This window comes from Roseovarius sp. MMSF_3298 (genome assembly GCF_030733705.1).
Taxonomy (GTDB): domain Bacteria; phylum Pseudomonadota; class Alphaproteobacteria; order Rhodobacterales; family Rhodobacteraceae; genus Roseovarius; species Roseovarius confluentis.
The window spans coordinates 105968-118645 of sequence record NZ_JASHIN010000008.1 but is presented as its reverse complement, the minus strand read 5'-3'; the positions used below and the strand labels follow the sequence as shown (position 1 = coordinate 118645).

Here is a 12678-nt window from a genome sequence, read left to right as displayed (position 1 = left end):
TGTTAAAAAATGAGTCCGCCCGACGCGCACCGTCGCGATACCTCCCGGATACCGACGCGATACCGACACGGATTTCGGCTTTTCGACGCCGTTAACCCTTTGCCCGAATCGTACCGATTTCCGGCTTGCCCCGTCGCGCCTCTCGGGCCACCGTGCACACCGACAGCAGGGAGACCTTCATGAAACTCAAGGACCTCGACATCCTCGTCACTTCGCCCCCCGCGCCGGGTTGGGGCGGGCAGTACTGGATCCTGGTGAAACTGACCACGGATAACGGTATCATCGGCTGGGGCGAATGCTATGCCAGCAGCGTCGGCTCCGACGCCATGACCGCCGTCATCACCGACGTATTCACGCGGCACATGCAAGGCCAAAGCCCTGAAAACATTGAATTCATGTTCCGCCGCGCCTATTCCTCGGGCTTCACCCAGCGCCCCGACCTGACCGTCATGGGTGCCTTTTCCGGGCTGGAAATCGCCTGCTGGGACATCCTCGGCAAGGCCCGCGAACGGCCGGTCTGGGCCCTGCTTGGCGGGCGGATGAACGACCGCATCCGCGCCTATACCTATCTCTACCCCCTGCCCCATCACGACATCACCCCGTTCTGGACCTCGCCCGACATGGCCGCCGAGTCGGCGCTCGACCTGCTAAGCCGCGGATATACCGCGGTAAAATTCGACCCCGCCGGCCCCTACACCATGCGCGGCGGTCACATGCCCGCCGGCACCGACATCTCGCTCTCGGCCGCCTTCTGCAAGGCCATCCGCGAGGCCGTGGGCGACCGCGCCGACCTTCTCTTCGGCACGCACGGCCAGTTCACCACGGCGGGCGCCATCCGCCTTGCCAAGGCGATCGAGCCCTATGATCCGCTCTGGTACGAGGAGCCGGTTCCCCCTGATAACGTTGCAGAAATGGCCAAGGTGGCCGCGGCCACGTCGATCCCCGTCGCAACCGGCGAGCGCCTGACCACCAAGGCCGAATTCGCGCCTGTCCTGCGCTCCGGCGCGGCGTCGATCCTGCAACCGGCGCTCGGTCGCGCGGGCGGGATCTGGGAGGTCAAGAAGATCGCCGCCATGGCCGAAGTCTACAACGCGCAAATGGCCCCGCATCTGTATGCCGGGCCGGTGGAATGGGCGGCGAACATCCATCTCGCGGCCTCGATCCCCAATATCCTCATGGCCGAAACCATCGAAACGGAGTTCCATAACCGCTTGATCAAGAATACAATTCAGATCGAGGACGGCTTCATCATCCCGCCCGAAACCCCCGGGCTGGGGATCGAGGTGGACGAGGATCTCGCCCGCGCGCATCCCTTCACAGGCGACGGTCTGCACCTGCAAATGCAGGACGCGCCCTGCGATTACGTGAATGGCAATTCCTTCGCCGGGGGGGCTCCGGTCAAGGCCGAGTGAGAACCCGTCGCGGCGCTTTAAGACAAGCTTAACCGCTTCATGGTCTGATCGTGCTGGACATCCTTTGTGGGACCAAAACTCAGCAGCCGCCGGACTGCACCAGGCCGTAGCCATAGTGCGAGTCCCGCCCACCGGGACCCAAATCCTTCGCCGTGCTGCGCAGGTACGCCCGGGCGCCGTTCAGCGACAGCCCCCCGCGCGACGCCCGCCGCGCCAGGATCGCGGTCACCACCGGCGCGGCAAAGGATGTGCCCGAGCGATAGCTGCCGCCGTTGCCCCAGGCCACGTAAAGGTCCACGCCGGGGGCCGCGAACTCGATATGCTTGCCGTAATTGGCCCGGCCATAGAGCCGCCCGCCCGCATCCACCGCCGTCACCGCGATGGTGCTGGGCGAGGCCGCAGGATAGACCGGCGCACCGGATCTGTCATTGCCCGCGGCGGCCACGATCACCACGCCCTTGTTCTGCGCCAGCCCCAGCAACTTGGCGAACACCTGGTTGCTGGCCCCGGCAAAGGACATGTTGACCAGCCGCACGCCACTGCCCACCACCCAGTCGAGCCCGGCCGCCACGGCCTCCAACCGGCCGCCATCACTGCTTTTTTCCAGCCCGAACGCCTCGGCGGCATAGACCTGCACACCCGGCGCCAGGCCGGCCAGCGACCCGGCCCCGCTGGAGCCCGCGATCAGGCCCGAAACGGCGGTGCCATGGCTGGCCCCGGTGCGGCGCGCGCCCTCGCGCAGAAAGCTCTGGCGCACGATCCGCACCCCGCCAAAGGCCGGATGGCCCGCATTGACCGCACCGTCGATCACGCCCACGCGGATGCTACGCCCCACGCGGCAGCTCTGACCCGGCGCGTCGCCCACCATCAGCGCGTGGTAAACGCGCGGACCGGCAGAGCGGAAATAGATCTTGTGCAGGTCCAGCACCGCCGACGGCGTGCGGCCGGCCAACAGCGCCCGCCCCTGTGCCAGGGTCAAGGTGCGCGGGAAGGAAAAGAAATACATCTGCTGACCGAATTGCGGCAAGGGGCGTTCGCGCAACAACGTGGCGCCAGAGGTGACCAAGGCCTGCACCGCGCCCGCGGCCTGCGCCCTGTTGACCAGTAACACGTATTCTGGCGAGCCGTCTGCGGTCGCAACCTCGTCCCCTGCCGCCCGGCGCAGCCCACCGCTCGGTTTTTTACGCGGGTTGTTGCCTGCGTCCCCGCCCCGTCCGCCGGCGCCCTGCTGGACCTCGACGAGACCGGGAAGACCGCAGGTCCCGGCGCAGCCGGGCGCGGCCACGGCCACCGCCGCTCGCGCCTCCTGCGGTATCGTTGCCAGCGTCAGACACAGCGTTGCAAAGGCAAGAAAGAAGCGGAAAAAAGTCATGTCATTCAGCGCTTTCAACAATATCGTCGCGCGCCATCAATGCCGTCACAGCCTCGGCGCGCGCCGCGTCGTCAGGGGCGGCCAGCGTGTAAAGCCCGATCGCCGACGGACCGTCCACGATCACCAGCCCCTGCTCCAGCAGAAGCGCCCGGATCTCCGCCTCCGCGGCATCCTCGGCAAAGGCCACGCGGATCGTGAACTCCGCGCTTGCAGCCGGGCTTTCACCACCGGCCAGTTCAAAATCAGTTCCGCCATCATACCCGATATACGCGGTTTGCGCCACAACCAGGCCGAACAAGACAACCGCCGCGATCTTCCAGAAGCTGCCGGGCGCTGTCGGCAGGTTCGCCGCCTCCGGCAGACCGGCCTGCGGCACGACCGGGCTGCCGGCCTCGGCGTCGATCTCACGCATCAGCCGGGACAGGCCCATTTCACCGGGCGAGGACACCTCCTCGGCCTGCATCTCGCGGCGCATGGCCTTCAGCGCCTCCAGCTCTCCGGCCAGCTGCGGATCGGCCGCCACGGCGGCCTCGACGGCAGCGCGCTCCTCGCCTTCCAACGTGTCATTCGCCAGAAAGACCAGCAGCGCCTCGATCTCGTCACGCGAAAGTTCAGGGGTATCGCTCATGACCGGACCTCCTTCATGCGCGCCGACAGGCAATGCAGCAGCAGCTTCTTGGCGTGGAAAACCCGCGTCTTGATCGTGCCCTCGGGCACCTCGGCCACGGTGGCGATCTCGCCATAGGTCATGTCTTGGTAGAACGCCAGTTCCACCGCCGCGCGGTGCTGCGGCTTCAATTGGTCCATGCAATAGCGCAGATGCTCCGCCTCCTGCGCCGAGGCAAGGCAGGTCGCCGCATCGGGGCTGTCATCGACGCGCTCGTCGATCTCGTCGGTCAGGTCGACCCGTTTGTGTTTGCGAAAATGATCCATCGTTTTCCTGTAGGCTATGCCGAATACCCATGTTTTCACCGTCGACCTTCCCTCGAAGCGCCCTGCCGAGCGCCAGATGTCCATGAAGACGTCATGCTGTATGTCGGCCGCCTCGTGCGGATCGTTCATTTTCGAGACGATGAACCGGAAAACCGGCTTTTCCAGTTCCTTGTAGAAGGCGGCAAAGGCGGTCCGGTCGCCGTCGGCCATTCGCCTCAGAAGATCTGCCAGGTCCTTGTTCTGCATGCTGCACCGTCGCTTGCCCCTGCGCGCCGTCGCAGGCGCCACCCGCCACAGGATGCAATGGGATCGCCCACACGGTCAAAGCCTAACATGCGAATTGTGCTCGACCGGCGTTCTCGATGCCCGGCCAACGGGCGCGATCAGGGCAGTTGACCCAGCCACAGCCAGACCGTGAGGATCGACAGCGCGGTCGCCACCAGCACGGTCGTCGCCGCAACGCGCATCACGCGGCCATACATGCTCGCGAAAATATAGACGTTGATCCCCGGCGCCATCGCCGCTGTCAGAACCGCAGACCGCGTCGCGTCCACAGACAGGTCAAAGGCCAGCCCCACGACCCGTGTAACCAACGGGTGCACCACGAGCGAGATCAGGCACAGGTAGAGAACCAGCCGCAAGTCGCCTTCGGGGCGATAGCTCGCCAGCACCCCGCCGACTCCGAACAGCGCAGCCGGAAGCGCCGCGCGGACCAGAAGGTCCAGCGCGTCGTCCACCGTGCCCGGCAACGGCAGTCCACTGAGATTCACGGCAAAGCCCAGAAGAATGCCCAGGATCAGCGTATTGGAAAACATCGCCTTCAACACGCGCATCACGAGGCCCGAGCCCGCCAGCCCCTTGGCGCGGACAATCTCCATCGCCGTGATCCCGATGCCATAACAAATGGGCGAATGCAGCGCGATAATGGCATAGTTGGCCTCCAGCGCGTCCGGCCCGTAGGCGCGTTCGGTCAGAGGCAGCCCCAGCAGAAGCGAGTTGGAAAAGAGGCCGCAAAAGCCGATGGCCACGCAGTCCTCCCAAGGGCGCTCGAACAGGAACCGCCCGCCCAGCATGCCCAGTCCAAAGCCCGACACGGCCCCCGCATAGAAGCTCAGCAGCACACGCCATTCGAAGTATTGACCAAGGTCCAGCCGCGAGATGGCCACGAACAGCAGGCAGGGAACCGCGAAGCTCTGGACAAAGGTCATCAGCCCGTCAACGCCGCTCTGGCTGAACCATCCGCGCCAGACCGACACGTAGCCGAAGCCGATAATAATGAAGACCGGCAGGATAATGTCCAGCAGAGCCTGCACCGGGCTAGTCCTTGTAGGTGATCACCATGCCGTCATAGGCCGGGGTGATATGGTCGGGGGTTTCGTCGACAAGGGTCTGGTAATCCATGTCGATATGCATGTTGGTCAGCACGCCGCGGCGTGGGGCGGCACGCTCGATCCATTCCAGCGACTGCTCCAGATGGGAATGCGTCGGGTGCGGCGTGCGGCGCAGCGCGTCGAGGATCCAGCAATCCAGGTGTTCCAGAACCTTCCAGCTATCCTCGGGAATCTCTGCCACATCCGGCAGATACGCCAGATCGCCCACCCGGAACCCAAGCGCCTCGATCGAGCCATGATTAACCTCGAACGGCCGCAGGGTGATGGCCCCGCCCTGCCCCTCGATCACCACGTCACCCCTGATCGTGTGCATGTCGAGAATCGGCGGATAGGGACTGTCCTCGGGCTGGGTAAAGGCGTAGCCGAACCGCGCATAAAGCGCATTCTGCGTGTCGCCATCGGCCCAGACCGGCAGGCGCTGGCGCATGTTGAAGACGATCATGCGCAGATCGTCGAGCCCGTGCACGTGGTCGGCGTGGCTGTGAGTGTAGACGACCGCATCGAGCGTGCCGACACCTGCGTCCAGAAGCTGCGCGCGCAGGTCGGGCGAAGTGTCGATCAGCACGCGTGTCGTGCCGGCCTCGCCTTGCCGTTCGATCAGCATCGAACAGCGGCGGCGATAATTCCTTGGGTTCTCAGGGTCGCAATCGCCCCAATGACCGCCCAACCGCGGCACGCCGCCCGACGATCCGCAGCCAAGGATGGTGAACCGTGTTTCCCCCATCAGGCAGCGGCTTTCCACTGGGCGGCTTTCCAGAACAGCCGGTCGAAATTGGCCTGCGTCTGCGCCGCAAAGTCTGGCCAGTCCATGCCAAACACCTCCGCCCCCACCTTGGCCGTGTGAACCGTGTAAGCCGGCTCATTGCGCTTGCCCCGATAGGGTGGCGGCGCGAGGTACGGCGCGTCGGTTTCCACCAGGATCCGGTCCACAGGGGCCGTGGCAAAGATGTCCCGCAATTCCTGGCTTTTGGGAAAGGCCGAAATCCCCGACATCGACAGGTAGAACCCCAAATCAAGCGCCGTCTTGCCCAGCGCTGCACCTGACGAAAAGCAATGCATCACGCAGCTGTATCCGCCGGCCTTGTGCTCTTCTGCCAGGATCCGCGCCATGTCCTCGTCGGCATCCCGCGCATGGATGATCAGCGGCAGGCCGGTCTGGCGCGCCGCCTCGATATGCAGGCGCAGGCTTTCCTGTTGCGCATCGGCGCTCTCGGCGGTGTAATGGTAGTCCAACCCGGTCTCGCCAATGCCGACGAACTTGGGATGCTTGGCCAAATTCACCAGTTCGTCCACACCCGCCATAGGCTCGTCCGCCACGCTCATCGGGTGCGTCCCGGCGGCATAGAACACCTCGTCATGCGCCTCGGCAATCGCCCGCACCCGAGGCTCCAGCCTCAACTTGGTGCAGATGCTGACCATCCGCGTCACGCCGGCCTCGACCGCGCGAGCGACCACGTCGCCGCGTTCTTCGTCGAAGGTCTCGAAATCAAGATGGCAATGGCTGTCGGTAATCTGGACTTGGTCGGTCATGGGGCCTTGGAATTGACGGTGTTCAGAGGGATGTAGCGGTCTGCTGCAACTTGAACACCGTATCAAGCACCAGCGCGGCAGGGTCAAGGTTGACCGCCCGCCCGTGACGCGCCCGTGCGCCGACCTCTTGCGCGCAGTCAGCCCAGGCCCGCGCCTGCACCGGACTGCCCGCCAGCTTGCCGATGACCTCTGCCTCGCCCGCGACGGCCTCGGGTGGCAGTATCCCGGTGGCCCCTGCCCGTGCGACGCGGGCCAGGAACATGTCCACCAGCGTCAATAGCAGATCCAGCTTTTGCTCCGCTCCGCGCTGTGCCGCCGCTTCGGCCAGCTTTATCGCACGGGGACGGTCCAGCATCGGCAAGCTGGCGGCAAGTCCGACGATCTCGGCATAGATCTTCAGGCCGTCAAGATTGTAGAGCCGCACCGCCTCTCCCGCTGAACCGCCCGACAATTCCGCCAGCCCCGGCGCCTGGCCACCGGGGTCCACCCCCGCCTGGTCCAGCGCGGCGATCACATTGTCGGGGCTCAGCCGCTCCAGCCGCAATTCGCGGCAACGCGAGCGGATCGTCGGCAATAGCCGCGCGGGCTGATGCGCCACAAGCAGCAATGTGGTGCGCACCGGCGGTTCTTCCAGCATCTTCAAAAGCGCGTTCGCTGCCGAAGTGTTCATCTCATCGGCGGCGTCGATGATCACCACACGGCGCCCGCCATCCACGGCGCTCAGGTTGACGAAGTCCGCCAGCTCGCGCACCTCGTCCACCCGGATCTCGCGCGAGAACTTGCCGTCTTCGAAATTCTTCTGCCGGTCGCTGTCGGTGGTCCCCTGGCCGCCACGCCGCACAAGGTGCAGCCCCGGCTCGGACCCTGCCAGTACACGCCGCGTGACCGGGTGATCCTCGGCAATCTCGAGGCTGTCGGGCGCGGGCAGTGCATCGCCGAACAACCCGCCGCCATCGGCGTCAGGGTCGGGCGTCGCCAGCAGGAACCGCGCGATCCGCCACGCCAGCGTCGCCTTGCCCACGCCGCGGGGGCCGTGAATCAGCCAGCCGTGATGCAGCCGACCCGCGTTGAACGCCTGCAAAAACGCCCCCTGCGCAGCGTCCTGCCCGAAAAGGCGGGCAGTCTCGCGCGGGTGCGGCGCGCCTTCGACGCGGTCGGGAAGCGGAATGTCACGGTCCATCATGTCAGGCGCGGTTCTACCGCAGCCCGCACATCCGCCGCAATCGCTTCGATCCCGCGATTGCCGTCGATCACCACGAACCGGTCAATGAATTCCTCGGCGAGGTCCAGGAATCCCTGCCGCATCTGCGCTTGCAGGCTGGCGCCGAAGCTCTCGAACCGCTCCTCGCTGCCGCCGCGCGACAAGGCACGTTCCAGCCCGGTGCCCGGGTCCATGTCTATCAGGATCGTCAGGTCCGGCTCGCGCCCGATCATCAGGTCGTGCAACGCGTCGACCTTGTGGCGCAAATCCCCGCGGCTCAGCCCTTGGTACATGCGCGTGCTGTCGGCAAAACGGTCGCAGATCACCACGTTCCCGGCCGCCAGCGCAGGCTCGATCAGCCGTTCCAGATGATCCCGCCGAGCGGCGGTGAACAGCAGCAATTCGGTCTCCGCCGACCAGCGGTCGGCATCGCCTTCCAGCACCAGCTTGCGGATTTCCTCGGCGCCTTCGCTGCCGCCCGGCTCGCGTGTCAGAATGACCTCGCGCCCCGTGCCTTGCAAATGCTCGGCCAGCAGACGGGCCTGCGTGGACTTGCCCGACCCGTCGATGCCTTCAAAAGTGACGAAACGGCCCTGACCGCTCAAAGCGCGCCCTCGGGCCCCTGTTGCAGACGTTTCAAAAGCACACCCGCGACCGTCTTCAGCCGGACGGCAAAGCCACCCACGGCAACGCTTTCAGAGGCGACCAGCGGCACGCGCATCTCCGGCAGCCCGTCGGGCGTAAAGACCAACTGGGCCAGTTCGTCACCCTGCGAGATGGGCGCGCTCAGCGGGCCTTCATAGACCACTTCGGCGGTCATGTTGTCCGAACCCAAGACCGGCACCAGTGTCGTAAGGTCCTCTGCGGGCGTAAGTCCTACGGTTGACGCGCTTCCCATCCAGACTTCTGCGCGCGAGACTTCGTTGCCGGCTTTGACGATCTCTTTTTCGGCAAATTGGCGAAAGGACCAGTTCACAAGGGCTTCCGCCTCTTGTGCTCTTTGGGCAGCAGTGTCCAGTCCTGACAGTACGAACACCACCCGGCGCCCACCCTGCTCGGCAGATCCGGTCAGGCCATAGCCCGCCGCCTCGGTATGCCCGGTCTTGAGGCCGTCCGCCCCGATCCCCAGCTTCAGCAAAGGGTTGCGGTTCTGCGTGTTCTGCGGCGCGCGCCCGTCGAACTCGTACTCGGTCTCGGCAAACATCGGATAGAAGTTCGGAAAGTCCTTGATCAGGCGCTCGGCCAGGATCCCAAGGTCGCGCATGCTCATCCGATGGCCCGCGGCTGGCCAGCCGTTAGAATTGGCGAAGGTCGAGTTGGTCATCCCCATGTCCTGCGCCCGCTGGGTCATGAAGCGGGCGAACCCGGCCTCGGTGCCGTCCGGGCTCAACGCCTCGGCAATCACCGCGCAGGCGTCGTTGCCGGACAGAACGATGATCCCGCGCAGCAGGTCCTCGACGCTCACCCGGTCTGTGGTGTCCAGGAACATGGTCGAGCCGCCATAGCTCATGGCGTGCTGCGATACCGGAAGCTTTTCCTGCAGGGAAAGCCGCCCGTCGCGGATCGCCTCGAACGCCACGTAAAGCGTCATCAGCTTCGACATCGACGCCGGCGGCAGCGGCTCGTCGGCATTCCGGCTGAGCAGAACAGTACCGGTGCCCAAGTCCTTGACATACGCGGCCTTGGCGCTTGTGTCGAACGCCTGCGCCGGCAAGGATAGCGCAATCACCGCGACACAGGCGGCCAGGAAACGTGCAAGTAAGGTCATGGGCAGGGTCCGGTTCAGTTGGTTACAGCGTACGCGTCATCAAAACCAACCTCTTTGACCTTTTTCAACAGGACACTTCGCTCGGACTTGGACTGGGCAGGTCCGACGACCACGCGCCAGAAGGTCTTGCCCTGCGAGCTCTGTTTTTTAACGGTCGGAACCATTCCTTCCTGCCGCATGGCGGTGGCGGTATTCCGCGCATTCTGCTCGACCGAGAAGATGCCGATCTGCAAGTACGGCTTCGACAGGGACGAACTCGAGCGCACCGGCGCCGCCGCCGCTTGGGTCGGTTCCGGCGTCGGCTCGGTGGCAACAGCGGCCGTGGCGCCGGCTGTCTGGGTTGCCGGCCTGACGGGCTCGGCGGCCTCGGCGGTCTCAATCGCAGCAGCGGCTCCGGCCAGCGGGTCCAGCGTGGTCTGTTCGACCGCGGCGGGGGCCAGCGCGCCCTCTTCGCCCTCGGTCTCGGCGGCGGCCAGCGCATCGGGGTCCGGCGCGGACTCTCGGCGCAGGGCCGTCACGTTCAACTGCGACGGCGCACCGGCCAGCATGCCCAGAGCGTCGGCGGCATCGGACGAGACCTGAAGGATCGGCCCCGGATTGCTGCGTTCGCGGCGGAACAGCGCGCCAATGACGAACTTGCCGTTCTTGGTGTTGCGGATGATCACGCGCTCGGGCTCCTGCACATCCGGGTGCGCAACCCATACGCCGCCCAGCGACGGGCGCCCATCCCACAGTCCCTTGTCGGTCACCTGGAACACGTCGGGCGCTTCCACGTCCCGCTCGATCAGCTTGACCGAATTGTCCGCAGAGGTCACCTCCTCATTTTCGTTGGCCTGCGATTTGAAAAGGCCGAATTCTCCGCCTTCGGTGCATCCGCTCAGCACCAGCGCAATCACGCTGGAGGCCGTGATCAGGCGCACGCGCGCACCTTTGCCCATCCATTGAAATGTCATGTTTCGTCCCTTGCCTGTCATGCACCATTTTGGGTGCGGGTGCCGGTTATCCGGCGTTTGCTCGAGCACGCAGAAACCTGCGATTGACAACAGAATAACCGCTCGGGACCGTTCTGAAAAGTCTACAAAGCCGATTCGGTGAATTTCCCCTGAACTTCACGGCTTTCAGAATCGCGAAAGCCACAGTAACAACACCGAACGCGGAGGTTTGGCAGAGTGGTCGAATGCACCGGTCTTGAAAACCGGCGGGCGTGAAAGCGTCCCCAGGGTTCGAATCCCTGAGCCTCCGCCACCGAGACACTTTGGCGCCAAGCTTTTAAGAGAAAAAACCTGAAACGCTAAATCGAGATAGAGTGACGGGTGCATTTTGAGCCTGTAATTATTCCAGGCGCCCAATCTCCAACCAAGTCATAAAAGTTTTCTTCGTGGTTTTTCATTGCCGGCGACTACACTTGGTCTGCCCCTTTCGAGGGGTCCGGGTTTATTGTTGTTGATTGGTTCAACAATTTTGGTTTCCAGTAGAGGCAGTTGGTCAAGGCACTACGATAATTAGGAGCCTGCGCCTCTTGGATAGGGAAAACTTTTCTTAACTCGCTTTCCGAGTTTCTCTAGCCGCTGCAGTTGTTTCACCCCCGTCGCAACAATCGTTTTCCGACATGTTTTCGGTACTTGCCGCGTCACGGTCCGTGACCTCAAGCCGTTCGAAATCGACATAAAAAGTAGAGCCGGTACCAAGCGCGCTGACATATCCGATATTCGCGTTGTGGCTTTCGACGATTTGTTTGGAAATGTTAAGTCCCAGGCCGGTGCCCCCGACCCTGCGCACGTCGGATGAATCGAGCTGGCTGAACTTGCCGAAAACGCGTTCCTCCGCGAAGTCGGGAATACCCGTGCCCTTGTCCTCGACCGAGATACGAACGCGGCTTTCAACGTTTTCGACAAACACCTTCACGGCGCCATTGTCCTTGGAGAACTTAACGGCATTCGACAGAAGATTGTTCATCACCTGTATCAGCCGTTTCTGGTCCCCCATGATCCGGCATTCGTCCTTGCAGGCATGTAACTCGAGCTTGATCCCGAGCATACTGGCATAGCCTGACATGGAGTCGACGGCCTCTCTGGCCAGGTCGTTGCCGCAGATCGGCTCCATTTGGAAGTCGATCTCGCCCGCTTCGATCTTCTGCAGGTCGAGCAAATCGTCTATCAGGTTAGCCAACCGGCGGCTGTTCTTGGTGGCAATGTCGAAAACAGGCGCGAAATTCTGAGGCAGCTCTCCGAGCACGCCGTTCTTGACCAACTCGAGCGACCCGATGATCGAGGTGAGCGGCGTGCGTAATTCATGGCTAACAGTGGAAAGAAACTGCGATTTGACCTCCAAGGCCGCCTTGGTCCGCTCGTGGTCTTCCTCGATCATTTGCATTTGCCGCAAACGGTCCTGGTAGCCGCGGTAGAACTTCGCGGAGATGTCCACGATGAAATAAAGCACGAACATGATCGTGAAGAACTGTAGCCAGATCGGCGATGTGAGCGGCGGGGCGTAACGCACGAGGTCCAGGAGCGCGATGAAGAGAAACGTGACGCTGTAGATCGAAAGGCGCAGTATGAGGATGCCGATCATCTGGCTGTTGTACATCGCCGCGAAGAGCGATGCCGAGAACAGGAAAAACAGCGAGGTGAACTGGCCGCCCTCTGTTTGCTGAAAGGCTATGTTGGCGATGAAGACGCTGATCGCCATGGCGCTGATGGCGGTGTTGATGGCGATGCGTCTCAGAAGTTTCCGACCGAACACCGGATCTTCGCCGTCCCACGCCTTGGCGTGCACACCGAGGATCTGGTCTAGCATTTCCGTCAGCACGACGACGCCGTAGCACGCGAAGATCGAGATCGGGTCGAAATACAAGGCCGCCAAAAGCGCTGCCGCGAAGAAGCTCGCCTGCCGTTGCCAGATCAACTGGTTGGACAGGGCCATATAGTCCTTGATCCGTTGTTCGCGGCCTTGCGAAGCGAACCAGTCTCTTGGTGCCGACCAAGTCCTCAGTAGCGTTCTCATGTTTGCCTCTGCTTCTACAGGAGTTGCCAGAACATAATGAACCTATTTGTTTAAATTCTGCCGTTAAT

12 protein-coding genes and 1 tRNA gene are annotated in these 12678 nt (G+C 63.4%); 2 read left to right on the top strand and 11 right to left on the bottom strand.

The window, feature by feature from the left end:
* Positions 1-179 precede the first annotated feature (179 nt).
* Positions 180-1412 (top strand): mandelate racemase/muconate lactonizing enzyme family protein, encoded by a 1233-nt coding sequence (locus tag RBB18_RS09545; RefSeq protein WP_306110980.1) that lies wholly within the window; start codon positions 180-182, stop codon positions 1410-1412.
* Positions 1413-1491: 79 nt separating this feature from the next.
* Here RBB18_RS09545 and RBB18_RS09540 read toward each other — a convergent pair whose 3' ends face one another.
* From RBB18_RS09540 to RBB18_RS09495, 10 genes are all read right to left on the bottom strand, one after another.
* Complete coding sequence (locus tag RBB18_RS09540; protein WP_306110979.1) at positions 1492-2784, bottom strand: S8 family serine peptidase; 1293 nt, start codon at positions 2782-2784, stop codon at positions 1492-1494.
* Position 2785: 1 nt separating this feature from the next.
* On the bottom strand, positions 2786-3412 hold the full coding sequence (locus tag RBB18_RS09535; protein ID WP_306110978.1) for a hypothetical protein: 627 nt from the start codon (positions 3410-3412) through the stop codon (positions 2786-2788).
* Positions 3409-3963, bottom strand: coding sequence for an RNA polymerase sigma factor (locus RBB18_RS09530; protein ID WP_103761723.1), 555 nt, complete (start codon positions 3961-3963; stop codon positions 3409-3411). Before RBB18_RS09530 ends, RBB18_RS09535 begins: the two co-directional genes overlap by 4 nt.
* Positions 3964-4100: 137 nt before the next feature.
* Positions 4101-5030, bottom strand: a complete 930-nt coding sequence (locus RBB18_RS09525) for an AEC family transporter (RefSeq protein WP_306110977.1) — start codon at positions 5028-5030, stop codon at positions 4101-4103.
* A gap of 4 nt (positions 5031-5034) precedes the next feature.
* Complete coding sequence (locus RBB18_RS09520; protein WP_306110976.1) at positions 5035-5832, bottom strand: MBL fold metallo-hydrolase; 798 nt, start codon at positions 5830-5832, stop codon at positions 5035-5037.
* Positions 5832-6638 (bottom strand): TatD family hydrolase, encoded by an 807-nt coding sequence (locus RBB18_RS09515; RefSeq protein WP_306110975.1) that lies wholly within the window; start codon positions 6636-6638, stop codon positions 5832-5834. Before RBB18_RS09515 ends, RBB18_RS09520 begins: the two co-directional genes overlap by 1 nt.
* Before the next feature lie 22 nt (positions 6639-6660).
* Complete coding sequence (locus tag RBB18_RS09510; protein WP_103761726.1) at positions 6661-7818, bottom strand: DNA polymerase III subunit delta'; 1158 nt, start codon at positions 7816-7818, stop codon at positions 6661-6663.
* Positions 7818-8444: a dTMP kinase gene (gene tmk, locus RBB18_RS09505; RefSeq protein WP_103761727.1), complete on the bottom strand. Its 627-nt coding sequence runs from the start codon at positions 8442-8444 to the stop codon at positions 7818-7820. Before tmk ends, RBB18_RS09510 begins: the two co-directional genes overlap by 1 nt.
* Positions 8441-9607: a D-alanyl-D-alanine carboxypeptidase family protein gene (locus tag RBB18_RS09500; protein ID WP_103761728.1), complete on the bottom strand. Its 1167-nt coding sequence runs from the start codon at positions 9605-9607 to the stop codon at positions 8441-8443. The genes tmk and RBB18_RS09500 overlap by 4 nt, the downstream gene beginning before the upstream one ends.
* 14 nt (positions 9608-9621) lie before the next feature.
* Positions 9622-10560 carry an SPOR domain-containing protein gene (locus RBB18_RS09495; protein WP_103761729.1) on the bottom strand — a complete coding sequence of 313 codons (939 nt, stop codon included), beginning with the start codon at positions 10558-10560 and terminating at the stop codon, positions 9622-9624.
* Positions 10561-10762: 202 nt separating this feature from the next.
* On the opposite strand from RBB18_RS09495, the gene RBB18_RS09490 reads away from it, so the two are divergent.
* Positions 10763-10852 (top strand) — tRNA-Ser (locus tag RBB18_RS09490).
* A 294-nt stretch (positions 10853-11146) separates the two neighbouring features.
* Here RBB18_RS09490 and RBB18_RS09485 read toward each other — a convergent pair.
* Positions 11147-12610 carry a cell wall metabolism sensor histidine kinase WalK gene (locus RBB18_RS09485; RefSeq protein ID WP_306110974.1) on the bottom strand — a complete coding sequence of 488 codons (1464 nt, stop codon included), beginning with the start codon at positions 12608-12610 and terminating at the stop codon, positions 11147-11149.
* Positions 12611-12678 lie beyond the last annotated feature (68 nt).

Excerpts from the sequence above, each read along its gene's own strand:
- RBB18_RS09545 (WP_306110980.1), top strand. The coding sequence starts at position 180 with ATGAAACTCAAGGACCTCGACATCCTCGTCACTTCGCCCCCCGCGCCG.
- RBB18_RS09540 (WP_306110979.1), bottom strand. The coding sequence starts at position 2,784 with ATGACTTTTTTCCGCTTCTTTCTTGCCTTTGCAACGCTGTGTCTGACG.
- RBB18_RS09535 (WP_306110978.1), bottom strand. The coding sequence starts at position 3,412 with ATGAGCGATACCCCTGAACTTTCGCGTGACGAGATCGAGGCGCTGCTG.
- RBB18_RS09530 (WP_103761723.1), bottom strand. The coding sequence starts at position 3,963 with ATGCAGAACAAGGACCTGGCAGATCTTCTGAGGCGAATGGCCGACGGC.
- RBB18_RS09520 (WP_306110976.1), bottom strand. The coding sequence starts at position 5,832 with ATGGGGGAAACACGGTTCACCATCCTTGGCTGCGGATCGTCGGGCGGC.
- RBB18_RS09515 (WP_306110975.1), bottom strand. The coding sequence starts at position 6,638 with ATGACCGACCAAGTCCAGATTACCGACAGCCATTGCCATCTTGATTTC.
- RBB18_RS09510 (WP_103761726.1), bottom strand. The coding sequence starts at position 7,818 with ATGGACCGTGACATTCCGCTTCCCGACCGCGTCGAAGGCGCGCCGCAC.
- RBB18_RS09500 (WP_103761728.1), bottom strand. The coding sequence starts at position 9,607 with ATGACCTTACTTGCACGTTTCCTGGCCGCCTGTGTCGCGGTGATTGCG.
- RBB18_RS09495 (WP_103761729.1), bottom strand. The coding sequence starts at position 10,560 with ATGACATTTCAATGGATGGGCAAAGGTGCGCGCGTGCGCCTGATCACG.
- RBB18_RS09485 (WP_306110974.1), bottom strand. The coding sequence starts at position 12,610 with ATGAGAACGCTACTGAGGACTTGGTCGGCACCAAGAGACTGGTTCGCT.